The following is a 25,737-nucleotide window of genomic DNA, read 5'->3' as shown; positions in this document are numbered from 1 at the left end:
GCCGAAGGCTGCGTTCGGCTGCGTAGCGGTCGTGATCCCATGCGCCGCAGTCAACCTGGCAGACCGTGGTGTTTGATTTTACGACTGCTGCGCAGCCGAACGCAGGCTTCGCCAGCTGCTACCAGTTTTGTGTGAGGGCCGTTAAAACCTCAGTCACCGCCCCAAACTCCCGCTCAACCCCCGGCAACACCGGCCGCTTCAACACCAGCACCGGCACTCCACGTTCCCGCGCCACTTCCAGCTTCGGCTCGGTGGCGGTGCTGCCGCTGTTCTTGCTGATCAGCACGTCGATCTGCCGCCGCTCGAACAACGCGCGTTCATCCTCGATCAGAAACGGCCCACGGGCGCCGATCACTTCGCAGCGCTCGTTGCCCGGATAAACGTCCAGTGCACGCAACGTCCAGAATTGCTCCGGCGGGATTTCGTGCAGGTGCTGCAATGGCTCGCGACCGAGGGTGAACAGCGGTCGGCGAAAGGGTTTCAGCGCTTCGATCAGCTCGCCCCAGTCGCTGACTTCGCGCCAGTCATCTGCGGCTTGTGGCTGCCAGGCCGGACGGCGCAAGGCCCAGCAGGCAATGCCGCTCAACTTCGCGGCGGTGGCGGCGTTGTGGCTGATGCGGGCCGCGTAGGGGTGGGTCGCATCCAGCAGCAGGTCAATGCCTTCGTCACGAATGAACTGCGCCAGACCTTCAGCGCCACCATAGCCGCCAACGCGGACCTGACAGTTCAGATCCGTCGGCACACGACCGACGCCAGCCAGGCTGTAGATGTGCTCAGGCCCCAGGGTTCGGGCGATGGCCAATGCCTCAGTGACGCCGCCGAGCAACAACACGCGCTTCACTGAAAAACTCCCGCATGGCCGACAATCCCGCCCTGGCGATCGATGGCGAACACTTCGACCTGAACCTGCGCCGGCACCACGCTGCGGGCAAAGTCGAGAGCGTGTTGGCACACCGCGTCGCCGAGGGCGATCCCGGCGGCGCTGGCCATGGCCAAGGCTTGTTGACTGGTATTGGCATCGCGGATCGCCTGTTGCAACGCCGCATCGGCACCGACCGCCGCGGCCCATTCGGCCAGTTGCGGCAGGTCGATGCTTGAATGCCGACTGTGCAAATCCATGTGCCCGGCTGCCAGTTTGCTGATCTTGCCGAAGCCGCCGCACAGGCTGAGTTTTTCCACAGGTACTTTACGCAAGTGCTTGAGCACCGCGCCGACGAAGTCGCCCATTTCGATCAGGGCGATTTCCGGCAAGTCGTAAACCCGGCGCATGGTGTCTTCGCTGGCGTTGCCAGTGCACGCGGCGATGTGCAGGTAGCCGTTGGTTTTGGCGACGTCGATGCCCTGGTGGATCGAGGCGATGTAGGCGGCGCAGGAGAATGGCCGGACGATGCCGCTGGTGCCGAGGATCGACAAGCCGCCGAGAATGCCCAGCCGCGGGTTCATGGTCTTCAGCGCCAGGGCTTCGCCGTCCTCGACGTTTACCGTGACCTCGAAGCCGCCCTGGTAATTCAGTTCCTCGGCGAGCAACGTCAGGTGATCAGTGATCATCTTGCGCGGCACCGGGTTGATCGCCGGCTCACCGACGTTCAGCACCAGCCCGGGCCGGGTGACGGTGCCGACGCCACGGCCGGCGCTGAAGCGGATACCCGATTCGCTGTGCAAGCGCACCTGGGAAAACAGCAGGGCGCCGTGGGTCACGTCCGGGTCGTCGCCGGCGTCCTTGATCGTTCCGGCTTCGGCGCCGTCGTCCGTCAGCCGACAGAATTCCAGGCGCATTTGCACCCGTTTGCCTTTGGGCAGAATGATCTCGACGGCGTCCGCTTCCACGCCGCCGAGCAGCAGGCGGGCGGCCGCGAGGCTGGTGGCGGTGGCGCAGCTGCCGGTGGTCAGGCCGCTGCGCAGCGGGGCGGGTTGTTCGGCGGTTTCGTCACGCATCGAGGGGTTTCGTCACGTCCAGCAAGGTAATCGGCAGCGCCTGACGCCAGGTATCGAACTCGCCCAACGGTTGCGCCTGGGCGACGTGAATGCGGGTCAGCTCACCACCATGCCGTTCACGCCAGGCCATCAAGGTCACTTCGCTTTGCAGTGTCACAGCGTTGGCGATCAACCGGCCGCCGGGTTTGAGTTGCGCCCAGCAGGTGTCGAGTACGCCTTCACGAGTGACGCCACCGCCGATGAAAATCGCGTCCGGGCGTTCGAGTCCGCTCAGGGCTTGTGGCGCACTGCCGCGAATCAATTGCAGGCCGGGAACGCCCAGGGCATCGCGGTTGTGTTCAATCAACGCCTGCCGTCCCTCATCCGCTTCGATGGCCAGCGCCCGGCAACTCGGGTGAGCGCGCATCCATTCGATGCCGATCGAGCCGCTGCCGGCGCCGACGTCCCACAGCAGTTCGCCGGGGATCGGGGCGAGGCGCGCAAGGGTGATGGCGCGCACGTCGCGTTTGGTCAGTTGGCCGTCGTGCTGGAAGGCTGAGTCTGGCAGGCCGGCCAGGCGCGACAGGCGCGGTGTGTTGGGTTCAGCGATGCATTCGATGGCGATCAGGTTCAGATCGGCGATCGCCGGGTCGCTCCAGTCGTTGGCAGCGCCCTCGATGCGCCGTTCGGCTTCGCCGCCCAGATGTTCCAGCACGGTCAGGCGACTCGGCCCGAAACCGCGCTCACGCAGCAGCGCCGCAATGGCCGCTGGACTCTGGCCGTCGTTGCTCAGCACCAGCAAACGCACACCACTGAACAAATGAGCGTTGAGCGCCGCGACGGGGCGAGCGACCACCGACAGCGTCACCACATCCTGCAACGGCCAGCCCAGGCGAGCGGCCGCCAGTGACACGGAGGATGGGGCGGGCAGGATCAGCATTTCTGCGCCGGGCAGTTGCCGCGCCAGGCTGGCACCGACGCCAAAGAACATCGGGTCGCCGCTGGCCAGCACGCAAACCGGCTCGCCCCGCAGCGCCAATAGGGGTTCAAGGGAGAATGGACTGGGCCAGAGCTGGCGCTCGCCGCGAATGCACACGGGCAACAAATCCAGTTGCCGTTGGCCGCCGAATATCCGCGAAGCGCCCAGCAGGGCGCGACGGGCGTTCTTGCCCAGCCCCTTGAAGCCGTCTTCACCGATACCTACTACTGTCAGCCAGGGCGACATCTGCAGTCCTCAAAAAATGCCTCAAACGGGGTGTTCCGACGGGCAGGCTTTTCATGCCGTCGGACAAAGCAGGCATAATACCGCGCCTTCGCCCGCGAAGCGCCTTTCCCACACAGCCGGTCGCCCCTTTGAACGAACGCCCGATGTCTTCCGCCTTACGCCCCTCGGCTTGCCCGGGGTTGCTGCGTATCGTCCCGGCGCTGGATGGCGGTATCTGCCGGATCAAATTGAACGGCGGCTCGATCAGCGCGGCCCAGGCTGAAGCGGTGGCCAGCGCGGCCGAACGGTTTGCCGGGGGCGTGATCGAGGCGACCAACCGGGCCAACCTGCAGATTCGCGGAATTGGCAGTCAGCAGACGGCTTTGATCGACAGTCTGCTCGCCGCAGGGTTGGGGCCGCGTACCGCGGCGGGCGACGATGTGCGCAATCTGATGCTCAGCCCGTCTGCCGGGGTTGACCGGCACATGCTCTTCGACACGCATGCGCTGGCGGAGCAGATCCTCACGACGCTGCAAAGCCACGAACGTTTCCACGAACTCAGCGCCAAGTTTGCCGTGCAACTCGATGGCGGCGAGGCGTTGGCGATGCTCGAACACCCGCATGATCTGTGGTTGTCTGCTGCTGAGCGAAACGGCGAGCTGTTACTGGCGTTCGGTCTGGCGGGTTGCCCTACGGACAGGCCCGCAGGCGCGGTGTCACGCGAGCAGGGGCACGCACTGGTGGTAGCGGTGCTGGAGTTGTTTCTCGACCTGGCGCGTCCGGATCAAACACGAATGCGTCATTTGCTGGCCGAGTATCCACTCGCAGAGTTTCTCGCTCGCCTGGCCGAGCGTGTGCCCTTGAAGTCGATTGCCGATTGGCAGCGTTCACTGAACCTGGACACTCTGCACATCGGCGCTCATCCGCAACGTGAAGCCGAACACGTCTATATCGGCGCCGTCCCCCCTTTGGGGCGGCTCGATCCCGTCATGCTCAGGGGCGTGGCGCAACTGGCGTGCGAATTCGGCGACGCGAGTCTGCGTTTCACTCCATGGCAAAGTCTGTTGCTGCCCAACGTTCGAAAAGAGCGGGCGCCTGAAGTGATTAGGCGTCTGGAGCAACTGGGCCTGCTATGTGACGCTGATCAGCCTGTGTCACGGTTGATCGCCTGCACCGGTTCCGCTGGCTGCGGCAAGGGCCTGGCCGATACCAAGAGCGACGCCATGCAGTTGGCCGCGCTGTTGCAACGTCACGATCAAGCAGTGCATTTATCCGGCTGCCAGCGTTCCTGCGCCGCGGCCCATGTAGCACCGGTCACGCTGCTGGCTGTCGCCCCCGGTCACTACGACCTCTATTTTCGCGATGCAGGGCAACCGGGTTTCGGCGCCCTGCACGCACACAACCTTACTATTGAAGCGGTCGCAGCCTTGCTCGACGCCCGCTCACGGAGTTCCCTTGATGCTTGATTACATCCGCGACGGTCAGGAGATCTATCGCAACTCCTTCGCGATCATTCGCGCCGAAGCCAACCTTGCGCGTATTCCGGCCGATCTGGAGAAACTCGCCGTGCGGGTGATCCACGCCTGCGGCATGGTCGAAGCCATCGACGGTCTGCAATTTTCCGAAGGCGCCGGCAAGGCCGGGCGCGATGCACTGGCGGCCGGTGCGCCGATTTTGTGCGACGCGCGGATGGTCAGCGAAGGCGTGACCCGCGCGCGCTTGCCGGCCAACAACCCGGTGATCTGTACCCTGCGCGACGACAGCGTGCCGGAGCTTGCCCGCGAGTTGGGCAATACCCGTTCCGCCGCCGCGCTGGAGCTGTGGCGCCCGCATCTGGAAGGCAGCGTGGTGGTGATCGGCAACGCGCCGACCGCGCTGTTTTATCTGTTGGAAATGCTCGATGCCGGCGCGCCGAAGCCGGCGCTGATCCTCGGCTTCCCGGTGGGCTTCGTCGGCGCCGCCGAATCCAAGGCGATGCTCGCGGCGGACAGCCGTGGTGTGCCTTTCGTCATCATGCAAGGCCGGCTGGGCGGTAGCGCCATGGCCGCCGCCGCCGTCAATGCCCTCGCCACGGAGATCGAATGATGCAGCAACCTGGACGTTTGATTGGCCTGGGCGTCGGCCCCGGTGATCCGGAACTGATTACCGTCAAAGCCTTGCGCCTGCTGCGCGAATCGCCGGTGGTGGCGTACTTCGTCGCCAAGGGCAAGAAGGGTAATGCGTTCGGCATCATCGAAGCGCATCTGCAAGATCCACAAACCCTGCTGCCGCTGGTTTATCCGGTGACCACCGAAGCGCTGCCGGCGCCGTTGTCGTATGAACAAGTGATCAGCGATTTCTACGATACGGCCGCCGAACAACTCGCCGCGCATCTGGACGCCGGCCGTGATGTGGCGGTGATCTGCGAAGGCGATCCGTTCTTCTACGGCTCCTACATGTACCTGCATGATCGTTTGGCCGAGCGCTATGAAGCCGAAGTCGTGCCGGGTGTCTGCTCGATGCTCGGTGGCGCCTCGGTACTGGGCGCGCCGCTGGTGTATCGCAATCAGAGCCTGTCGGTGCTGTCCGGCGTGCTGCCCCACGACGACCTCAAACGGCGACTGGCCGACGCCGATGCGGCGGTGATCATGAAGCTGGGGCGCAACTTTCCCAAGGTCCGTCAGGTGCTGGAAGAACTCGGTCTGGCAGAGCGTGCGCTGTATGTGGAGCGCGCGACCATGGCCAACCAGAAAATCGTGCCGCTGGATCAGGTCGAGCCGATGTCCTCGCCGTATTTCTCGCTGATCATCGTTCCTGGTGAAAGGTGGCAAGGCTGATGGCCCATTCTGCTCCGGCGATTGTCATTCTCGGCAATGGCAGCCTTGCGACCGCACGCAAAATCCAACAGCTTTACTCGGGGGCTTTGATCCATGGGTTGGCTGATCGGGTCGAAGGCGCGGATCGCAGCTATCGCGAGTTCGGCGCGACCCTGCGTGAGCTTTATCAACAGGACACGCCGATCATCGCCCTGTGCGCGGCAGGGATCGTGATCCGCACCCTGGCGCCATTGTTGCTGGAGAAGGGCGCCGAGCCGCCGGTGCTGGCCGTGGCTGAGGACGGCAGCGCGGTGGTGCCGCTGCTCGGGGGGCTTGGCGGGGTGAATGTCATGGCGCGCGCGATTGCCGCTGGCCTTGACGTCGCGGCGGCGATCACCACCAGCGGTGAGCTGCGTTTCGGCACTTGCCTGCTCAATCCACCGAGCGGTTACGCCCTGGGTGATCTGGAACTGGGCAAGCGCTTCGTCTCGGATTTGCTCGCGGGCCAAAGCGTGCGCATTGAAGGGGCTGCGCCGTGGCTTGATCAGGCACAGTTACCGGAAGATCCCCAGGCTCGGTTGTCGATTCATGTCGGCAGTGCCGAGCGCACGCCTGCGGCCAATGAATTGATGATCTACCCGCGCAGCGTGCTGGTGGCGGTGAGCGCCGAGGTGGCGGACCTGCCGAGCGCAGTTCGAATGGCTTTGCATCAGGCGAAAATCGCCGTGCAATCGCTGGCGTGCCTGTTGGCCAGCGACCTGGACATGGCCAACCCTGCGTTGCGCGAAGCAGCGCTTGAGCTGGGCGTGCCACTGCGGTTTACATCGGCCAGCGGCGTCAGCGAGTTGGCCCGCCACACCGTACCGCACGCTACCGTCGTGACGGCGGATAGCGGAATCGCCATCGCGGTGGCCAGTCAGCCACTGGAGCTTGCGCAGATCGGTCGTGCGCGCGGTCGTTTGGCTGTGATCGGCCTGGGCCCTGGCGCTGCCGAATTGATGGTGCCGGCGGTCAAGGCCGAACTGGCGCGCGCCAATGACGTGCTCGGTTATGAAACCTACGTACGCATGGCCGGGCCATTTCGCGACGATCAGGTACTGCATTGCACCGACAATCGCGAGGAAATGCAGCGCGCTCGCCACGCCTTTGAGCTGGCGGCCCAAGGGCGGTCGGTGGTGGTGGTTTCATCCGGGGACCCGGGCGTGTTCGCCATGGCGGCGGCGGTGCTTGAGGCGTTGCACGAGTCGAGTGAGCCTGCATGGCACAGCGTTGATCTGGAGATCCTTCCAGGCGTTTCTGCTTCTCTGGCCACTGCTGCGCAGGCCGGTGCGCCGCTGGGACATGACTTCTGCGTGATGTCGCTGTCGGACAACCTCAAGCCATGGGCGATCATCGAAAAGCGTCTGGACCTGGCGGCCGAGGCCGATCTGGCGCTGGCGTTCTACAACCCGATCTCCCGCGCACGGCCATGGCAACTGGGCCAGGCACTGGAGATCGTCGGCCGGCATCGAACGCCGGAAACGGTGGTGGTGCTGGGCCGCGACATCGGTCGCCCTGGCCAGACGCTCCGGGTCACGACGCTCGGCGCACTGACCCCCGATCAGGTCGACATGCGCACCATGGTGCTGATCGGCTCCTCCACCACCTGCGTGTTCCCTCGTGCCGAGGGGGGCAAGTGGGTGTATACGCCTCGTTGGTATGGCGACAAGCCAACATCATGAGTGTCGGCGGCCTCGCTGGAGGCCGCGTTTCAAAATGGCCTGGCGTTGATAAACAGGAAGTTTTAGCGGCAGGCGGTTAGATGTCTTGATGTAAGTTTGTCTTTCTCTAGTGCAAAAGAAACTGTCGCGTTTGTTGATGGTTGCCTTTTGGCTTGTCTGTTTTTTGTTGTGTTTGATGGATTTAATGTTTCTGGGTGTTCGGTTGGTCATCAGTTGTTTGTTTTTTGCTTTCGGGCTGAAGTGTTGTTCAGTTAGTGTTGATTGAGCGTCGGGTGCACTCATCCATTTTGACGGGTGAGGAATTTTTATTTTTACAGGGAAGTATATTTATGGGTGAGCAAACGGCTCGTCATGTGAGCGGCTACGTCAATTTTATTGATTTATTTAAACTGTCTGATCTTGAAAAGGCGTTACAGGAATATAGCGGTACAGAAAAATACGACGCGGTATTTCGATATTACTTTTCTTGTATCGGCCTGCTCGATTTTCCGAGAATGCTTCCACCGCTGGGTTTGCTGCGCGAAGCCCTGGGGGCTTTTGTTGAGTCCAAGAGCCGGCATCGACGTGCTGTGGAGATGGAGCCGAAAGCTGCGCCGGAGGGCGCTGCTGCTCTGGGTTTGACCGAAATCCACGACAGGGTCGAAGGCTTCCACACGCGCCTGTCCAACAGCATTGCAGAGCTGTCTGCCGCAGCAACCGAAGTGCCGAAAAATCTACACTTCGTTTGGCTTGGAGGGGGGCTTGGAAATATTCAGCGCGATTACATTAATGTTTGGTGCAAGGTGTTGGCCGAGCACGATTATGCCGTGAAACTCTGGTATGACAGCGACGCGTTATTGGCCTATGAAACCAACCGGATCATTGTCGAGGCCGCGAAGGCCGATGCGATGATTAATGGTGGACATGGCACGGGAACGTTTCTTGAGCTGGGTGACAAGTATGAAGAGCGAGCCATCGTTCTTAAGCAGCAAATGTTCGCACATATCAACTCAGCGGTAGAGCGTGGTGTTAAAGCGGATGACGCCCGAATTGATCTTCTGGTTCGTGGGTATGGCCAGGATAAAAAAGCCCTGGAAATTTTGCGGGAAAAGAATAGTCAGAGCCTGTTGGCATTGATCGAGGCGGGAGTAGAGCTTCGCGACTTGGCGGAGAGTGCAACACCGCTGCACTTGCAGACCATTTATGAGCGGGAAATAAGTTTGCGAGGCAATTTTGCCGCCGCCTCCGATGTGGTGCGCATTGAAGCCTTGATGGCAGAGGGCGGGTGTTACGCAGATGTCGATAACTTGCCACCTCTTGTGGAAAAGTTGGGCGATGTGGAAATCAATCAATTCAGCAACGATGCGCGCCTGGGGGTGTTGCAGTTGTTGCTCGATCAAAATCCTGGATGGATGCCAGGTCGAAAGGCGTTAAGAGGTAAATATACAAACTATTTCGATGTCATCCCTGCAGAGCATCGTCCGGCACTGGAACGTTTCGCGAAAAATCGCCCGGACTTGAACAGCGTTTTCCGCGCCCCCGTCGAACGTCTCGTACGTCCGAACGGAATGCGGGCGGTGGCCGAGCAGGCCAGCCTGAGTAATGCGTTTCTCATGGCTCATGCCGGGTCGGCAATGTTGAGCGCTGTCATCGACCGTTTCAAACTCAACTATGAGATTGTTGATGCCACGATCCGCTTGGCTATGGAGAACCAGGTCGCCTTGATTGATAGCGAGGCCATGAGCGGTTTTGCGCGGGAGGTGGTCGAGAAAAAATTTGGTCCGATGGATGCGCTCCCGCCCGAAGAAGAACTCGCCCTCACTTTTTTGATGGAAGCCGCGGCGATTTACTACAGCGACGGCATTCGCCCGCAGAGCGAAGTGACCATCTATCTGACCGGGCCCGCTGCGATGCGCGATGCACTCGCGGATTACGCAAAAATCCACTTCACACCTCGTGCAGCGGGCGCGTGGCGAGAGGATGTGGCTATTGTCGCCGCCGCCATGGTGAATCGGGCTACCGAGGAGGAGCTGGACCATTCCTGGAAAGAAAACGAAAACGACACCGTCGAGTGGCTGCGCAAGGAAAAACAACGTTGGGAGGCCGGGCAATTCAAGGCGCGTTACGTCGGCAAGGTGGATCAATTACTAAAGAGTCAGACAATCCATTTCGACCATGGCTGGCCAATAATCGAAGGTCGACATGTGATGTCGACCGAATTGTTGCAGTCCTTGGCGCAGCACCTTGGTGAACCCTTTTTGCGAGCGATGAGCCAACGGGTCTCTGGTGAAGTGACTTTCGACAAGCAAGTGCAGCTGAGTTTTGACGAGCGCCAGTCCATCCTCACACAGGAGATCACGCTACCGCCATCGTTGGTCGGGGAGCCGGCAACCTTGGATCTGCCGCTTGATGAATTGCTTCATCGAATTGGCCGGGGCACTTTGCAGGTTGAACAGCTTAACCCCTTGCAGCGGTTGTTGATCGGTTCGTTACTGGGCGCACGGGCCATGGATCAACGCAACTTTGGACACGTCAACGCACGGCTGGAAAACCTCGCCAACAACGTGTCTGAGTTGGGCGTGTCACACCGTTATGGGGCGATTGAACGGGAGCTGTTCAAAGAAAATCACCCTGCATTCGTTGCCGGTTTGGCCAGCGCTTCGATACCTTCCTTAGCATTGTCCGAGACCAGCATTGAGCTGAAGAAGCAGGCGCTGGAGCGGTCACTGACCTTGCTGCAATGGGGGCGTCAGGTCTCCCGTATTCAGCAGGTAGCAAAACTCGAGTTCCGTGACCGGATTGCCGAGCGCATGGCCGATGTGCTGGAAAGTTTCGATCACGGCAGCTTCAAACTGGTGCCGCAGGATTTGTTGCTTCAAGGGGCCGGTGACCGGATCGCGGGGCGTTGCTACCCACTGGCATTGGCCATGGCGGCGGCGATCAGCAAGGGTGACGAAGCTGCCAACACCTTGCGTGAGCGGTTTTACCTGGCGGTCATTGAGCCTGACACCGTCGCTTCGAAAGCGTTTGTGAGCATCATCGAGGAGCTGCGCGATGTTGACGTCCATGACTTGGGTGGAGCGGTGGTGCGCTCCGATCTGGCACGCGTCATTGCGACGCTCGAAGGTAAAACCGGCAACAGCACCTTGATGCTCAACTCTGACAACCACTCGATGCTGGTAGCCAAAACATTCAGTGGAGGCCGCAGCACTTACCATTTCTACGATCCGAATTTTAGTGTTTTCGAGTTTGATACCGCTGAAGCACTCAGCAGCGCGTTGACACATTTTTTCGTTCGGCAAGAGATGGCCAAACCTTACGCAGCTTATGGAGAGCCAACGCGTCCGACGTTCGATTTGATTGAGCTCGACGCTGGCCGACTCAATGAACGGATACTGCCGTCGGGTGTCCGGGTGTCCAGTCTTTCCGAGTCAGGCAGCCTGCCTGAACAGACGCCCCGGGCAAGACAGCGGCTGGCCAGCGCAAGAGGACGGTCGTTGGTCAACAATGGGGTATTGGGCAGTTCGTTGCTGGAACTGGACGCTCACTGGTGGGGCGGGCAAATCGCGCAGGCGACATGGCAGCTACAGGAGAAACACGGGCTATCGTCGGGTGCCATTGCGTTGTTTGAGACATTGGAGATAACCCCGACAGGCGCTTACAAAATCAGTCTGGTCAGTAACGATCCTGCGCAGACCATTGTGCGTGTCACCACCGATGATCATCGACTCCTCAGGATTAAAAATTTCCTCTCGCAAACCTTCCATTCCTTGGCGGCTCAACCGCGTGCGCCGGCCAACTCGCCTGATCCTGTGGACGCCGGTAGCGTTCATACGCTCAATGCCGGTTTCACCGTACAGGCCTTGATGAACTCGCTGCGTCATCACGAAGGCGCGGCCAGCGGTAGCGACAAGTCACTGACCACCGCCATTCGCCTGCATGCCTACGTCAACTACGCCCAATTGGTCCATGGCAATGTGGTGGATGTGATTGGTGTTGTGACACTGGTGCGACAGGCCCTGGAGGATGAAAAGCTGATCGCTCGCACCAGTGCGCCATTGGTACAAAAGGCGTTGGGGCATGTGGCGAATGAAGGCGTTGGCACGGTGTTGGGAATGGTGAATGTCGGGTTTGATATTTACCAGTTGAGCCATGCCGGCAATGACATTGAAAAGGCGCAGTTCGGGACGCAATTGGCGTTCGACTCCGCGAGCGCCGTGTTGGGGGCGGCCGGGTTGGGTGCGGGATTGGCCGGCGCAGGTGCCGTATCTGCGGTGCTGGGCGGTGTCGGGGTGATTCTGGGCGGGTTGGCGGTGGGTGTCGCTGCACTGGCCGAAGGGTTCGCCACCATTGCCGAGGAGGCCAAAGGGGTCGGCCTCTTTTTTGAACGACTGGAGAAGGCGCATCTTCAGGGCGGCTTTCACTTGGACAAGGCGTCGAATGCGTGGATTGCACATCCGTTGCTGGTGTTCACCGAACTGGATTTACGCGGATCAACGGTCCATTTCGACAGCCCTAAATTGTTCCCGCTTCGGGATCATTTCGGGGTCCCGGATTACGATGAGGATTACCACCGCGCCATTGATATACGCCTGGAACTTGCGTTGCCGGGCTCGGCGCTTTTCTCGCCAAAGCCTGGGCAGACGATCGTTTTGCCGTGCACACCCAAAACCTGGTATGGCTATGAGTACAAGTTGCTGCCGTTTGTCACGTTTCGTCATGCTGATGGATTTGATACGGCACGTCGGCTGGAGAAAAAGAACGAACAGGGGAAATGGCAGTTCCTGTTTTCCTTTTATTCGTTCCCGGGTGAGTACGTCGTCCACCGACTGAGCCCTGTCTGCCAACCAACAGTTTTCAACGTTCGTCTCGATAACGTTGAGCGCTCGCTGGTGGTGCCTGTGCTACCCAAGGCATGGCACGGCCTGGTCTCCTATCGGATAGCCGGTGCCGGCGCTCAATGTTCCGTGCTGCTCAATCAGGGGGTGAGCCTTGAACTCGACGCGCCGGGTCACACGGCCATGCACTGGGTGTTGCTGGCTACCTGGCTGGCGGAGACGGATATCCGGATAGAACCCGCGGGTAGCCTGATGTTGGGCGCTCTGGCTGTGAAGTTCACAGGAAGCGGCGTTCACGATGTGTTGCTCAAACTGGCGGGTAACAAGATCGTGCGCGTTGATCTTGTTGCCCTGCAATTGGAGGTGGTCGAAGAAGCGGCCGATCCGGCGCTCGGAGAGCAAGCGTTGCTGGATCACTTCAAGTCACTGGCTCGTGAGCATCGCCTGGCGATCCCTTATCTTCCCGTTCATGATTTTATCGTTCCCTACGAAAAACAGGATGAACCCAGAAAAGTGGCCGCGTACTACGATTCGGCTGAGGATCGTTTCCTGTATGTACGCGACCCGAAAGTGTTGCTGTCCGATGCCGTCGTGTTGGGGGCAGTGATCGAGGGCTCGGCATACTTCTATCATCCCGAGAGCTTTTATATCTGGCAGGTAGATGCAACGACGGGAACGCTGGTTCAGCGATACCGTTTGTTGATAGGCGATGATCAGGCGATTGTCCGTTGTGAGGCGGTGGCCAAGGGCGGCATTCAGATCGTTCAGCGATTCACTCATAAGAGCGGTCAGCACGATGAGCTGACCTACATGATCCATGACGGGGCAGTACTGCTCGGCTCAATCAACCGAGGTCTGGATCCTGCATTGCTAGGCGTTTTGCAGGTCAACACGCTCACGGACTGGAAGCAGGTGCTGGACAACTATGTGTTGCCGGCAGAGTCCATCGATACCGTGAATTGGCGCCCCGGTGCGCTGGTTTCGATTTGTTGGCAGTTCGAAGACAAGTGGCACGATCTGGTCTGGGTCCGAGAGGTTGACGGGTTGATCATCCGTGCGCCGACCCGACGTCGTCATGCGCGAGGATGGAAAGATTCGATTCTGAATGATCTTCGACTGATTGTTCCTGCCGGTGCAGAGGGCGAAGTATTTGTGACCTACGACCAGCCTGACCGACGCCTAGTGCGGCAGCAAAGGTCGATAGAGGATGGCCGCGTGCAATGGTCTTCCACAGAAATTGCGCCCTTGGACCTGAATAATGTTGTTGCCGTTGAGCAGGGCTACCTGGCTCTGACCGAATCCGGTCTGTTCTTCAATGTGATGCCTGATGGCACGCTTCGATTGGGCGGCCTCACCGACACCTGGTTCAAGGATCGAGCCCTATGGTGGTCCGCACTGCCGGAAGTGTCGACGCGCTATCCGGTGTCGAGTTTCGCCCTCCTTGGGTTGACCAACTTTACGGGGGATGCCGACTTATGTGCCTGGTATCTGGACGATCGGCTGTTGCTCTCGGATCCTGGCCATGGAAAAGAAGTACGGTTACTGAGTATTGCTCCAGATAATCAGGCCGCCTGGTTGTTCGATCTTTCAACGGGGAAGGTTTTCAGCCAGCGCTTTATTGATATGAAACATTTGAGTACGGCATTTGCCCAAGGCACCAGGCTTTTGCAAGTTGAGGCATTGCCGGCCCCGATGCAGGTGTGGGCACCCTGGACCTTTACCGACGTGACGGCAGAGGGCGCGGGTCTGAGGGCGACGACTCTCGAAGGCGTGGAGGTGGATTTACAGCACAACGAACCGGTACGGGTTACGGGCGTGGACAGCCTCTGGGTCGCTGCACTGGACGCTCCATTGAGTGAGCGCCTGGCAGCGCTGGCGAGCCAACATCGATGCGCCGATTTTCTGTCCGTCAAAAATCCTGACTACCTTCAATGGTATGTGGTCCGGACCGGACGATTGATCCGGATTCCGAAAGCCACCTTTCCTGCGCAATACACGCTGGTGGGTACCCGGCATCAAACCAATGTGATGCTGCACCAAATCGGGGATGGTTTGTTGCACACCTATCCGCAAAAAACTACGGTTGGGCCGCTTGAGTATATTCAGCGAAATGCCGAAGTACTGGTGGTCGAGGGGCTGAAGACGGCCGATGACCTTCTCCCGTTGATTGCCGATGATGTCAGCATCCTGGTGCTCAAAATGGGTCAAGGGACAACGACTAGCCGGCTGACCCGAGCGGCGTGGTTGAAACTTGAATCGGTTATCGTCGATTGTCGTTACCCGCTTGAGCTCCCACCCTTGATTCCGGGAAAGCTGATTCTGGACGCTTCAATCATGGATCAGTTATGGGTCAGCCTGGTCGATGAGCACCTGGTAATGAACGGCCTGGACAGCGGGCACAGTCTGATCTTTCGCGGTGCTTACTCATCGGATGTGACGTTGCGGGGGGACGTGTTCCTTGCGCTCAGTGGTTATCGATCGCGTGCGGTTTCGGAAATAGTGACCGAGTTGCTGAGGCAAAAGGGCATTTCGGGCAGCGCAATGCTAACGGAACTGATGTTGAATCATCAGATCGAGGCGCTTGCAGAACCGGCTTTTTAGAGCTCCTTTGCCGATTAAGGCACCAGATAACCTTTCACCCCGGTGAAGATTATCTGTGCCGCCAGAGCGCACACGAACAATCCCATCAACCGGCTGACAATCTGCAACCCCTGGTCACCCAGAATCCGTTCGATTCGGTTCGATAAATACAGCACCACGCCAACAGTGAAGCTGGCGAGGGCAATACTGAGAATGGCCGTGAGTTTGTCGTCCCAATGCGGCTGGCTCACGCCCATTACCAACAGTGCACCGATGGTGCCCGGGCCGACGGTCAGGGGGATGGTCAGCGGGACGATGGTCACGTCCTGCTGCACATTGTCGGTCTGCACCACCGACTTGCCCTGAGCCATGCCCAGCGCCGAAATGAATAGCACGCTGCCGGCGCCGATGCGAAATGCATCCACGGTAATGCCGAACACGTCAAATATCACCCTCCCGAACAGGTACAGCAAGACACTGGAAACCAGTGTGGCGATCGCCACCTTCCAGGCCAGGCGACGTTGTTCCTTGCGCGAATAACCGCGGGTCAGGCTGATGAAGCAGGACAATACGAAGAATGGGCTGTAGAGCACCAGCATCTTCAGGTAAACGCTGAATAACACATGGAGCATGGTGCAAGCTCACTGGCGAGGAAGGTCCGGGGGGAGTCTATCAGGTGCGGGGCCATTTTGCCGTCAACATGGGCGGACATCAAATGTTGTTCTTCATGAATTGAGTGAGTGAATTTCTTCTTGTTAGGGTGTTGGATCAAGAAGTTTTTCGCAGACAAATCTGCATATCAAGATGTCAACAGATGCCAAGTAGGCAGGAATTAAAAATGGAATTTGAGTTGAAAGGAAACGCCCAAGCGATTGCACTGCAAACCGGCGCTTCGGTGTTACACAACAGTTTGTTGGGCTTCGGTGCCAAGCTTTCTAGTCAGGACAAACAATTTGTAAAGAACAGTATTCGATATGCAAAAAATCGAGCGAACAAAAAATACAATAGTGTCAAGCAGGCTGCTGACTGGTTCGAGTATTACTCAGGTGTACTCTGGTCTGTCGGCTGGGGGCTTGATCAGCCGCTCGTGGAAGTAGTGGATCGGAAATTTTCCGGAAGTGTCACAGCGGCGTATCTGGATGTTATGTCCAGGAAGGTCGGGCGCAATAAGGCTGAGACCCTTGTAAATGCTTTAAATATGCTAGGGAACGACGATGTGTTGCAAGGTTCCTTCGCCGCAAGAGTGAGAGAGTCCGGCGAGCTTGAGATTTTGCCCGCCGAGCTTAATCCGGATGGCACGTTGGGAATATTCCTGAGTCATGTACGACTGCTTAAACTAGACTGGTCTACTGGCTTTTGGGGCGTGGGACATTCGATGGCGCAGCTGGATATCAGGGTGCGTGAATTTACTATTCGGCAACGAGGTATCGAAAAAAATCGCCAGATATTACAGGGTGCACTGGATGAGTTGGAGGAGCAGGACTTTATTGATCTGATGTCGCATAACTGATCCTTTTGAAAGACTGTGTTTTGGGCAGTTTAGTTATTTGTTTGTGTGTGGCAATTATTTGTATGTATTCGTTGTTTGATGTCTTTAAGCTGGTTTTGGTAGTGTTGTCGCTGAGCTGAGTTGGCTCGTATTAATAACAATGGAATGTTGAAAAATGAATAAGGTTGATGCTTTAACTGAAGTGGAACAAGCAGAATTAATTACTGGCCTGATCAAGTGTTATCCCGCTTCTCAGGCAAAGGTGCGTATTGCGGGTTTTTCGGCGAGGTCGGGGGCGAGCCTGATCGACTTGGACAATATTCGAGCGGTGGTCGATGGGCCTAACGTCGTCGGTATGCTGGAAGGCATGACTCGGCGCAACAAAAAAGTTGCGCTCAATACTTATCGGTTTGCCGAGATCATGGCCAGCAACCGATACCCTGGAAAAAACCAGATGGAGGAACGATTTCAGTTTTTGCTACAAGTTCTTACCTCGTTGAAATGGACCAAAATCGTCCAGGTATCCAAGGAGTATGAAAAGAAAACGCAAAGTCTGACCATGGAAAATGTAGTGGTCGATATTGTTGGCGGTATCGTCAAAGGCGCTGTCGGAGGCATCGGTATCCCCTCTCTGGTTTCCGATACCCTTGGCTCTCTCAAGCAGGATGAAAAAGCGCTTAACCTTTTCAATCGCTCTGTAGAAAAGGATAAGGGGCGCCGCTTTGGAATGGCCTCTTGCGTACAGGACAATGAAGGTTACGTAAACATGGCTGTCGCGGCGGTCAATTATTCCAAGGAACCTGGTAATGACGGTGGTGTGCTGTTCTTTGAGTGGAAAAGCTCTGAAGTCAATATTTACCAGGACACTGCGCACATGGTTATCCATGAGGGGGATTACCCTGCGAAAAGGGAGGAAGAGGTAAATACCTACCTGGATAAACTGGATGAGCGAGCGTTTCAGGCCATTTTAGCCGGTAAATAACATGGAGTCGGAGGCGTTTGCCTCCGGTTTTTTTGATTGCCAAGAAGTAACGCTTATGTTGAATTCAAATTACGACATATGTATTGATGTCGGGAGCATTTTGTTACTGTCGCATGAGCTGAGTCAGGGGGCGCGTGATGATGTGCTGGACTCGACTTTATATATGCAGCTTGCGGCGACGGCCACGCGGCCTTCATTGGGCGAGTATGAACAGTGGTGGGAACTGTACCGCTCACAATTTAATCAGTTTGGCTGGACTCGTCTTCAAGACTTCGGTGGTTCGTTCGAACCTGATTCAGAACTGCCGTGCCTGACGATAAGTAAAATGCTGGCATCCAAAGTCAGTCGTTATCTTTCCAACACCTATATTGAAGCCATCGACCGTGCACTTATCGAGCTGTCCAGACTGCCACCACACAGTGCGGCACGCGCTTTACTTCGCCAGTATTCGGTTGCTGAGGATCAGGCGTCGAGCCTGACGAGAGTCCGATTGCAGGTCGGTATTGCCCTGGAGGGGACGCGGTTAATCTATTTGACTGGCAGTATCACAACCCGTGAAACGCTCCCGAATTCAATCATCGAGCACATCTTTCGAACTAACGATATCGTTGGGGATGTCGAGTTCAACGGCTGTATTTCAGTGCTGGATCCGATGGCCTTTGAGCCGTGGCGCAAGAGAATTGCAATAGCCGTTGCCGCTACTCGTGAGGACCTGATAAAGACGGTGCGTTCGCCAACGCCCAATAAGTAGCCAGTCGCTTTTAAGTCTGTCGATTCACGATGGTTGAGTCGTGGCACGATGCTGCTGATCACGCTGAGCAACCCAATGCTCGATCAAATCGCGCAACTGCGACAGCTCGACCGGTTTGGCCATGTGCCCGTCCATGCCGGCCTGACGCGCGCGCTCTTTGTGCTCGGCGAGGATGTGCGCGGTCAACGCCACCACGGGGGTGCGAATCCGCTGGTTGCCGACTTCCCAGGCACGCAATTGCTGGGTGGCGGAGAAACCGTCAAGGATCGGCATTTCGCAGTCCATCAGCACCAGATCGTAACGCTGGGCCTTCATTGCCACCAAGGCTTCCTCGCCATTGCTGGCGGTATCCGGTTGCAGGTTGAGCTTGCCCAGCATGCCGCGGATGACCTTGGTCGAGATGCTGTTGTCTTCGGCCACCAGGATGCGGAAGTCGCTGGGCACCTTGACCGGAAGGGTAGGGCCGGTGGGCAGGTGCAGCGAGGTAGTCGGGCCGTTGTTGCGCTGGTTCAGTTCTTCCGCCAGGGTGGTCTTGAGGGTGTAGCCGGCCACTGGCTTGGCGAGGATGCGCTTGATCCCGGAGTTGCGCGCGATGATCTTGCTCGGCGCGTTGCTGATGCCGGTGAGCATGATCAGCAGAATGTCGTGGTTCAGGCTCGGGTCTTCCTTGATCTTGGCGGCCAGTTGCATGCCGGTCATACCAGGCATGTTCTGGTCCAGCAGGACCACGTCGAAATAATCGCGCAGGTGGGCCTTGGTGCGCAGCAGCGCCAGGGCCTCCTTGCCGGACGGTACGGCGCTGACGTTCAGGCCCCAGGCGCTGCACTGCTGCACCAGCACCTTGCGACAGGTGTCGTTGTCGTCCACGACCAGTACGCGTGCGCCTTGCAACGGGCTGTCCAGGTCCGAGGTCGGATGCTCGAGACGGTCCGGGTCCAGTGGCAGGGTCAGCCACAATGTGCTGCCCTGGTTGGCGCCGCTCTTGATGCCGAATTCGCCCTGCATCAAACGGATCAGCTGACGGGCAATCACCAGCCCCAGATTGCCCCCCAGGCTGGTGGCCGAGAGGAAATGCTTGCTGTGCAGCTCGGCGTGCATCAGTGCGTCGCGCTCTTCAGCCTCCATCGGCTGGCCGCTGTCCTGCACGGCGATGCGCAGCCGTGGTTTGGCGCTGCGTTCATCCAGGGCGACAACGATCAGAATCTCGCCTTCATCGGTTTTCTTCAGGGCGTTTTCCAGCAGGCTCAGCAGGGTCTGGCGCAGGCGCGTCGGATCACCGCTGATGACGCGCGGTACCTGTGGCTGGATAAAACTGATCAGCTCGATGTTTTGTTGTTCGGCCTTGGCGCGGAAGATGCTCAGGCAGTCTTCGATCAGGGCATTGAGGTCGAACTGCACATCGTCCAGCTCGATCTGTCCTGACTCGAGCTTGGAGATGTCGAGAATTTCGTTGATCAGCGTCAGCAGTTCGTTGCCGGCGCTATGGATGGTTTGCACATAGTCGCGCTGCTTGACCGACAGCGGGGTGCCCAGCAGCAGTTCGGTCATGCCCAGCACACCATTCATCGGGGTGCGGATTTCGTGGCTGATTTTCGCCAGGAATTCAGCCTTGGCGTTTATTTCGGCATTGCTGGCAGCCAGGTCGCGACTGACGCTGAAACGGTCTTCGGTGATGCTACGCTGTCGCTCGCCCAGGGCCACACTCATCAACAGGCCACTGATACAGATAAACACCAGCAGGGTGATGATCAGGCCTTGCGGGGCGACAAGGGTCAGCCCCTGCAGCGCCGGCAGGATAATCAACGTGCCAAGGTTGAACACCACCATGGCCGCCACGAACAGGCGAGCCGGGCGATAACCTTTTTGCCAGTGATGGGCACTGACGAACAACATGCTCAGGCCGGCCAGGGCAACCAGTGCGTACGTGATCAGGTTCAGCGGCAGGGTGTTGACGAACAACAGCAGCAGGCCGCAGGCCACGATGAACAGGATGTCCCCCAGCAGCAGCTTGTTCAGCGGGTGTGGGCCGAGCGGGGCGAAGAAGCGGTAGGCGAACATCAGGCCGCAAGGTGCGGTCAGCAGCAAGGCAAGATAGGCACCGGGTGTTTGTACGACGGACCAGTTCGGTAACCATGGTCGGGCCAGGTTCAGCAGCAGCACCAGGCTGAGCAGCAGCAACCCTTCGCACGCTGCCAGCCAGAGGCTGCTACGCGAGCGGGTGTAGGTGTAGCGGGTCAGGTTATGCAGGATCAGCATTCCGAGACAGCCAAAGAGCAGACCGTAGATCAACGTCTGGTTCTGAGTGGCTGCGCTCATGACCGCCGATTGCAGGGTGATGTAAGGCCGAAACTGGTGTTCGGAGACCAGTCGCATATAGATGTCGAGGGTTTTGTCGCTTTGTGGCAGCGGCAACATGAAGTCGTTACTGGGCAGGGGGCGCTCAGCCTGAGGCTGCCCGGTGCCGGTATTCAATTGATCGATCAGTTGGTCGCCGTCGAGCACATACAGATTGAGGTGCGACAGGTCGGGGGCGAACACCCTCAGCAACTGTTCGTGTTTGCCGGGTGCCAGCCTGAAACGCAGCCACAGCGCACCCTCGGGCCCGGCTGCGGTGAGGCGGTCGAGTTCGACGGGGCTGAATTGATTGGTGTAGCGGCCGGAGCGGATGTCGCTCAGCTGTAGATCGCCCTGTTCGTCGAGCAATACCGCCCAGCCACTGCCTTGCGTGGCCTGGGCCGGGAGCATGCAGAGCAAGGTCAGCAGAGTGACGGTGAAGCCTATGGCAATCCTGAGCCAGCGCACGGCGAAATCCCTTCGTAGGTTGATGCCAGAATATAACTATGCGCGGCGCCGGAATAGTCCGGCAAGGGCTGCAAGCCCTTGCCTGGCCGAGTGGATGGCTTATTCCTGATTTTCGCCACGCTCGCGGGCAATGGCGCGGTAGCCAATGTCCTTACGATAGAAGCAGCCTTCCCAGTCGATTTTAGCCGCCAGTTTGTAAGCCTGCTGCTGGGCTGCGTCGACGCTGGTGCCCATGGCGGTTGCGCACAGTACCCGACCACCGGCCGTCACCACCTGACCGTCCTTGAGTGCAGTGCCGGCGTGGAAGACTTTGCCTTCCAGTGCCGCGGCTGCATCCAGACCGTTGATGGCAACGCCTTTGGCGTAGTCACCCGGGTAACCGCCAGCGGCCAATACGACGCCGACGCTCGGACGTGGATCCCACTGTGCTTCGACCTTGTCCAGCGCTTGCGCCAGGGCCGCTTCGACCAGCAACACCAGGCTCGACTGCAAACGCAGCATCACCGGTTGGGTCTCAGGATCGCCGAAACGGCAGTTGAACTCGATAACTTTTGGGTTACCAGCCTTGTCGATCATCAAGCCGGCATAGAGGAAACCGGTGTAGACGTTGCCTTCCTCGGCCATGCCGCGCACGGTTGGCCAGATCACCAGGTCCATGACCCGTTGATGGACTTCGGCCGTGACGACCGGAGCCGGGGAGTAAGCGCCCATGCCGCCGGTGTTCGGACCGGTGTCGCCGTCGCCGACGCGTTTGTGGTCCTGGCTGGTGGCCATCGGCAGCACGTTCTTGCCGTCGACCATGACGATGAAGCTGGCTTCTTCGCCGTCCAGAAACTCTTCGATGACCACCCGGGAGCCGGCATCGCCAAACGCGTTGCCAGCGAGCATGTCGCGCACCGCGTCTTCAGCTTCAGCCAATGTCATGGCCACGATCACGCCTTTGCCGGCAGCCAGGCCGTCGGCCTTGATCACGATCGGTGCGCCTTTTTCACGCAGATAAGCCAGGGCCGGCTCGATCTCGGTGAAGTTCTGGTAGTCGGCGGTCGGGATCTTGTGACGCGCCAGGAAATCCTTGGTAAAGGCTTTCGAACCTTCCAGTTGCGCGGCACCCGCGGTCGGGCCGAAGCAATCCAGGCCACGGGAGCGGAACAGATCGACAACGCCTGCAACCAGCGGCACTTCCGGGCCGACGATGGTCAGGGAAACGTTTTTCTCCGCGAAATCTGCAAGCTGCTCGAGGGCGAGCACGTCGATGGCGACGTTCTCGCACTTGGCTTCAATGGCGGTGCCAGCGTTGCCCGGGGCAACGAACACTTTCTGCACGCGCGGATCCTGAGCCACTTTCCAGGCCAGGGCGTGTTCACGGCCACCGCTGCCAATGATCAAAACATTCATTTCAAAAACCTCGGATGACGCTAATTCTGTTTTGGAACCTAAAGCGCTTCACGCCGTAGGAGGTCGCAATGAAGCCGGTAGATACAAGGCGGAGTCGACCTTGATGAGCGGAGCTGCCTTTTGGCAATGAGCATCATCGAGGTCGGCTCCAACGCAGCAGATACCGGGTTCAGTGCGGCCGTTGTCTTATTAGTGACGGAAGTGGCGCATGCCGGTGAAGACCATGGCGATGCCGGCTTCATCAGCTGCGGCAATCACTTCGTTATCACGCATCGAGCCACCTGGCTGGATCACCGCAGTGATACCGACCTTGGCCGCGTTGTCGATGCCGTCGCGGAACGGGAAGAACGCATCCGACGCCATGACCGCGCCCTGCACTTGCAAGCCGGCATGTTCAGCCTTGATCGCGGCGATACGCGCGGAGTTCACGCGGCTCATCTGGCCGGCGCCGACACCGATGGTCTGACGGTTCTTGGCGTAGACGATGGCGTTGGACTTGACGTACTTGGCGACCTTCCAGGCGAAGATCAGGTCGTTGATTTCCTGCTCGGTTGGCGCGCGCTTGGTCACCACTTTCAGGTCTTCGCTGCCGATCATGCCGATGTCGCGGCTCTGTACCAGCAAACCGCCGTTGACGCGTTTGTAGTCCCAGGCCGGAACGCGGTCAGCCGACCACTCGCCGCAGGCCAGCAGGCGTACGTTGGCCTTGGCTGCCACGATGGCGCGGGCTTCTGCGCTGACGGATGGGGCGATGATCACTTCGACGAACTGACGCTCGACGATGGCCTTGGCGGTTTCAGCATCCAGCTCGCGGTTGAACGCGATGATGCCGCCGAACGCCGACTCGGTGTCGGTGGCGTAGGCCAGTTCGTAGGCTTGACGGATGCCGCCTTCGGCGTCCGGGCTCACGGCCACGCCGCACGGGTTGGCGTGCTTGACGATCACGCAGGCCGGCTTGACGAAGCTCTTCACGCATTCCAGTGCGGCGTCGGTGTCGGCCACGTTGTTGTACGACAGCTCTTTGCCTTGCAGTTGGGTCGCCGTGGCGATGCCGACTTCGGCAGGCTTGGCTTCAACGTAGAACGCCGCGCTCTGGTGCGGGTTCTCGCCGTAGCGCATTTCCTGAGCCTTGATGAACTGGCTGTTGAAGGTGCGCGGGAATTCGCTGCGGCCTTCGGTGCTGAGGGTTTCAGCCGCCTGGTTCACGGTGCCCATGTAGTTGGCGATCATGCCGTCGTAGGCGGCGGTGTGTTCGAAGGCCTTGAGCATCAGGTCGAAACGCTGAGCGTAGGTCAGGCCGCCGGCCTTGAGGCTTTCCAGAACGTTGGCGTAATCGCTGGCATTCACCACGATGGCCACGTCTTTGTGGTTTTTTGCCGCCGAACGAACCATGGTCGGGCCGCCGATATCGATGTTCTCGATGGCGGTCGGCAGGTCGCAGCCTGGCTTGTTGATGGTGGCTTCGAACGGGTACAGGTTGACCGCTACCAGATCGATCGGCTTGATGCCGTGCTCGCTCATGATGGCGTCGTCGATACCGCGACGACCGAGGATCCCGCCGTGGATTTTCGGGTGCAGGGTTTTCACCCGACCGTCCATCATTTCTGCGAAACCGGTGTAATCCGCGACTTCTACTGCGGCAACGCCGTTGTCGCGCAGCAGCTTGAACGTCCCGCCGGTGGAGAGGATCTCGACGCCCAGGGCTTCGAGCTCTTTGGCGAATTCAAGGATCCCGGTCTTGTCGGAAACGCTGATCAAGGCGCGGCGGATCGGCAGGCGGGTAGTCTGGTCGGTCATCTCAATTTCCATCAAAAGCAAAGGAGTCAGCAAAAAAGGCGACCGGTTTTACGCGGGCGCCTTTCTGGTTTGATTGAATGCTTACAGCAAATCGTACTGCTTGAGTTTCTTGCGCAGGGTGCCCCGGTTCAGCCCGAGCAGCTCACTGGCCTTGGTCTGGTTACCCTTGACGTAGTTCATCACGCATTCGAGCAGGGGAGCCTCGACTTCGGAGAGCACCAGGTTGTACACATCCGTGACGGCAGCGCCCTCAAGGTGGGCGAAATAATTGTGCAGCGCCTTCTCGACACTCCCGCGAAGGGTCTGACCTTCTTCGCTCGGTGTATTGAGGTGCTGTTTCAAATTCACGTTGTCGCTCACGGGTGTTGTTCCACTCACTAAAGTCTCGGTCATCATCGTCATGCGGCCACCCCTTCTCCGTCCCCTGTCAGGCTCTTGTAACGTTCGGCGAAGAAGCCTCGAACGTAGGCGCATTGTGCTTCCGTATCTTCCAAACGATTGAAGTGGGCGCGAAACTCCCTGGCGCCCGGCAAGGTTGCGAGATACCAGCCCACATGCTTGCGAGCTATGCGCACGCCCATGACGTCGCCATAGAAGGCATGCAGCGCGGCCAGATGCTCAAGCAGAATACATTCCACTTCGATCAGTTCCGGTGCCGGGAGTTTTTCACCGGTACGCAGATAATGGTCGATTTCACGAAAAATCCATGGCTGCCCCTGGGCAGCCCGGCCCACCAACAGGCCATCGGCACCGGTCGCGTCGAGCACGTACCGGGCTTTCTCGGGCGAATCGATATCGCCATTGGCGAAGACCGGAATCGACACCGCCTGCTTGATCGCGGCAATGGTGTCGTACTCGGCTTCCCCGGTGTACAGGTCGGCACGCGTGCGGCCATGTACGGCCAACGCCGTGATGCCTGCCTGTTCGGCGATCTTCGCCACCGTCAGACCGTTCTTGTTCGCCCGGTCCCAGCCGGTGCGGATCTTCAGGGTGACCGGCACATCGACCGCAGCCACCACGGCCTGCAGGATCTCGGTCACCAATGCTTCATCTTTCAACAGTGCGGAGCCGGCAGCCTTGTTGCAGACCTTCTTCGCCGGACAGCCCATGTTGATGTCAATAATCTGTGCACCCAGTTCGACGTTGGCCCGGGCCGCATCCGCCAGCATCTGCGCATCTCCGCCGGCGATCTGTACCGAGCGGGGCTCGGGATCGCCTTCGTGGATCATGCGCATCCGCGATTTGCGGGTGTTCCACAAGCTCATGTCGCTGGTGACCATTTCCGAGACTACAAGTCCTGCGCCCAATCGTTTGCACAGCTGACGAAAGGGCTGGTCGGTGACGCCCGCCATGGGGGCGAGGATCAAGCCGTTGTGCAATGTATATGGACCGATGCGTACCGCCGACATAGGACTTCCCTGTTGTGGGGCCGGATCATGAGAGTTCGAAAAAGGGTTGGCATGATACCCGCTCTCGATGACTGGATAAAG

General features: G+C 58.9%; 17 protein-coding genes. 8 read left to right on the top strand and 9 right to left on the bottom strand.

Annotated features, from left to right (window positions below; all coding sequences use genetic code 11):
• Positions 1-118 precede the first annotated feature (118 nt).
• The 3 genes from AF70_RS25275 to AF70_RS25265 are packed head-to-tail and all read right to left on the bottom strand — an operon-like array spanning position 119 to position 3,139.
• Positions 119-841 (bottom strand): cobalt-precorrin-6A reductase, encoded by a 723-nt coding sequence (locus AF70_RS25275; protein ID WP_028940136.1) that lies wholly within the window; start codon positions 839-841, stop codon positions 119-121.
• On the bottom strand, positions 838-1,935 hold the full coding sequence (locus tag AF70_RS25270) for a cobalt-precorrin-5B (C(1))-methyltransferase (RefSeq protein ID WP_028940135.1): 1,098 nt from the start codon (positions 1,933-1,935) through the stop codon (positions 838-840). The genes AF70_RS25275 and AF70_RS25270 overlap by 4 nt, the downstream gene beginning before the upstream one ends.
• Positions 1,928-3,139 carry a bifunctional cobalt-precorrin-7 (C(5))-methyltransferase/cobalt-precorrin-6B (C(15))-methyltransferase gene (locus tag AF70_RS25265; RefSeq protein WP_028940134.1) on the bottom strand — a complete coding sequence of 404 codons (1,212 nt, stop codon included), beginning with the start codon at positions 3,137-3,139 and terminating at the stop codon, positions 1,928-1,930. The genes AF70_RS25270 and AF70_RS25265 overlap by 8 nt, the downstream gene beginning before the upstream one ends.
• 143 nt (positions 3,140-3,282) lie before the next feature.
• Between AF70_RS25265 and cobG the strand changes: the two genes are divergently transcribed.
• The 5 genes from cobG (at position 3,283) to AF70_RS25240 (ending at position 15,052) form a co-directional block, all read left to right on the top strand.
• The gene (gene cobG, locus AF70_RS25260; protein ID WP_028940133.1) at positions 3,283-4,584 is read left to right on the top strand and encodes a precorrin-3B synthase; all 1,302 of its coding nucleotides are present in this window, start codon (positions 3,283-3,285) and stop codon (positions 4,582-4,584) included.
• The gene (locus tag AF70_RS25255; protein WP_007937188.1) at positions 4,577-5,203 is read left to right on the top strand and encodes a precorrin-8X methylmutase; all 627 of its coding nucleotides are present in this window, start codon (positions 4,577-4,579) and stop codon (positions 5,201-5,203) included. Before cobG ends, AF70_RS25255 begins: the two co-directional genes overlap by 8 nt.
• The gene (locus tag AF70_RS25250; protein ID WP_028940132.1) at positions 5,203-5,934 is read left to right on the top strand and encodes a precorrin-2 C(20)-methyltransferase; all 732 of its coding nucleotides are present in this window, start codon (positions 5,203-5,205) and stop codon (positions 5,932-5,934) included. Before AF70_RS25255 ends, AF70_RS25250 begins: the two co-directional genes overlap by 1 nt.
• Positions 5,934-7,634, top strand: a complete 1,701-nt coding sequence (gene cobJ / locus AF70_RS25245; protein WP_028940131.1) for a precorrin-3B C(17)-methyltransferase — start codon at positions 5,934-5,936, stop codon at positions 7,632-7,634. The genes AF70_RS25250 and cobJ overlap by 1 nt, the downstream gene beginning before the upstream one ends.
• Positions 7,635-8,128: 494 nt before the next feature.
• A complete protein-coding gene (locus AF70_RS25240; protein ID WP_028940130.1) occupies positions 8,129-15,052 on the top strand; it encodes a TcdA/TcdB pore-forming domain-containing protein in 6,924 nt (2,307 codons plus the stop codon).
• Between the two features lie 14 nt (positions 15,053-15,066).
• On the opposite strand, the gene AF70_RS25235 is transcribed toward AF70_RS25240, so the two are convergent.
• Positions 15,067-15,663: a MarC family protein gene (locus AF70_RS25235; protein WP_019582263.1), complete on the bottom strand. Its 597-nt coding sequence runs from the start codon at positions 15,661-15,663 to the stop codon at positions 15,067-15,069.
• A 206-nt stretch (positions 15,664-15,869) separates the two neighbouring features.
• Here AF70_RS25235 and AF70_RS25230 point away from each other — a divergent pair, with 206 nt between their 5' ends.
• From AF70_RS25230 to AF70_RS25220, 3 genes are all read left to right on the top strand, one after another.
• Positions 15,870-16,541 carry a hypothetical protein gene (locus tag AF70_RS25230; protein ID WP_019582264.1) on the top strand — a complete coding sequence of 224 codons (672 nt, stop codon included), beginning with the start codon at positions 15,870-15,872 and terminating at the stop codon, positions 16,539-16,541.
• Positions 16,542-16,695: 154 nt separating this feature from the next.
• Positions 16,696-17,502, top strand: coding sequence for a hypothetical protein (locus AF70_RS25225; protein WP_019582265.1), 807 nt, complete (start codon positions 16,696-16,698; stop codon positions 17,500-17,502).
• A gap of 55 nt (positions 17,503-17,557) precedes the next feature.
• Positions 17,558-18,253 carry a hypothetical protein gene (locus tag AF70_RS25220; RefSeq protein WP_026331932.1) on the top strand — a complete coding sequence of 232 codons (696 nt, stop codon included), beginning with the start codon at positions 17,558-17,560 and terminating at the stop codon, positions 18,251-18,253.
• Between the two features lie 24 nt (positions 18,254-18,277).
• On the opposite strand, the gene AF70_RS25215 is transcribed toward AF70_RS25220, so the two are convergent.
• The 5 genes from AF70_RS25215 to dusB all read right to left on the bottom strand — a co-directional run bounded on the left by AF70_RS25215 (position 18,278) and on the right by dusB (position 25,656).
• Positions 18,278-21,055: a hybrid sensor histidine kinase/response regulator gene (locus AF70_RS25215; protein ID WP_028940129.1), complete on the bottom strand. Its 2,778-nt coding sequence runs from the start codon at positions 21,053-21,055 to the stop codon at positions 18,278-18,280.
• A gap of 99 nt (positions 21,056-21,154) precedes the next feature.
• Positions 21,155-22,450: a phosphoribosylamine--glycine ligase gene (gene purD / locus AF70_RS25210; RefSeq protein WP_019582268.1), complete on the bottom strand. Its 1,296-nt coding sequence runs from the start codon at positions 22,448-22,450 to the stop codon at positions 21,155-21,157.
• A 189-nt stretch (positions 22,451-22,639) separates the two neighbouring features.
• Positions 22,640-24,247 carry a bifunctional phosphoribosylaminoimidazolecarboxamide formyltransferase/IMP cyclohydrolase gene (purH, locus tag AF70_RS25205; RefSeq protein ID WP_028940128.1) on the bottom strand — a complete coding sequence of 536 codons (1,608 nt, stop codon included), beginning with the start codon at positions 24,245-24,247 and terminating at the stop codon, positions 22,640-22,642.
• Positions 24,248-24,328: 81 nt separating this feature from the next.
• Positions 24,329-24,649 carry a DNA-binding transcriptional regulator Fis gene (gene fis / locus AF70_RS25200; RefSeq protein WP_007907419.1) on the bottom strand — a complete coding sequence of 107 codons (321 nt, stop codon included), beginning with the start codon at positions 24,647-24,649 and terminating at the stop codon, positions 24,329-24,331.
• Positions 24,646-25,656, bottom strand: a complete 1,011-nt coding sequence (gene dusB / locus AF70_RS25195) for a tRNA dihydrouridine synthase DusB (RefSeq protein WP_018928425.1) — start codon at positions 25,654-25,656, stop codon at positions 24,646-24,648. The genes fis and dusB overlap by 4 nt, the downstream gene beginning before the upstream one ends.
• Positions 25,657-25,737: the final 81 nt, after the last annotated feature.

Origin of the sequence: Pseudomonas sp. KD5 (assembly GCF_012932895.1) — a bacterium.
Lineage (GTDB): Bacteria > Pseudomonadota > Gammaproteobacteria > Pseudomonadales > Pseudomonadaceae > Aquipseudomonas.
This window is presented reverse-complemented; position numbering and strand designations above follow the sequence as displayed.

Excerpts from the sequence above, each read along its gene's own strand:
- dusB (WP_018928425.1), bottom strand. The coding sequence starts at position 25,656 with ATGTCGGCGGTACGCATCGGTCCATATACATTGCACAACGGCTTGATC.
- AF70_RS25255 (WP_007937188.1), top strand. The coding sequence starts at position 4,577 with ATGCTTGATTACATCCGCGACGGTCAGGAGATCTATCGCAACTCCTTC.
- AF70_RS25220 (WP_026331932.1), top strand. The coding sequence starts at position 17,558 with ATGTTGAATTCAAATTACGACATATGTATTGATGTCGGGAGCATTTTG.
- cobJ (WP_028940131.1), top strand. The coding sequence starts at position 5,934 with ATGGCCCATTCTGCTCCGGCGATTGTCATTCTCGGCAATGGCAGCCTT.
- purD (WP_019582268.1), bottom strand. The coding sequence starts at position 22,450 with ATGAATGTTTTGATCATTGGCAGCGGTGGCCGTGAACACGCCCTGGCC.
- AF70_RS25250 (WP_028940132.1), top strand. The coding sequence starts at position 5,203 with ATGCAGCAACCTGGACGTTTGATTGGCCTGGGCGTCGGCCCCGGTGAT.
- AF70_RS25235 (WP_019582263.1), bottom strand. The coding sequence starts at position 15,663 with ATGCTCCATGTGTTATTCAGCGTTTACCTGAAGATGCTGGTGCTCTAC.
- cobG (WP_028940133.1), top strand. The coding sequence starts at position 3,283 with ATGTCTTCCGCCTTACGCCCCTCGGCTTGCCCGGGGTTGCTGCGTATC.
- fis (WP_007907419.1), bottom strand. The coding sequence starts at position 24,649 with ATGACGATGATGACCGAGACTTTAGTGAGTGGAACAACACCCGTGAGC.
- AF70_RS25225 (WP_019582265.1), top strand. The coding sequence starts at position 16,696 with ATGAATAAGGTTGATGCTTTAACTGAAGTGGAACAAGCAGAATTAATT.
- AF70_RS25265 (WP_028940134.1), bottom strand. The coding sequence starts at position 3,139 with ATGTCGCCCTGGCTGACAGTAGTAGGTATCGGTGAAGACGGCTTCAAG.
- AF70_RS25240 (WP_028940130.1), top strand. The coding sequence starts at position 8,129 with ATGCTTCCACCGCTGGGTTTGCTGCGCGAAGCCCTGGGGGCTTTTGTT.
- AF70_RS25270 (WP_028940135.1), bottom strand. The coding sequence starts at position 1,935 with ATGCGTGACGAAACCGCCGAACAACCCGCCCCGCTGCGCAGCGGCCTG.
- purH (WP_028940128.1), bottom strand. The coding sequence starts at position 24,247 with ATGACCGACCAGACTACCCGCCTGCCGATCCGCCGCGCCTTGATCAGC.
- AF70_RS25230 (WP_019582264.1), top strand. The coding sequence starts at position 15,870 with ATGGAATTTGAGTTGAAAGGAAACGCCCAAGCGATTGCACTGCAAACC.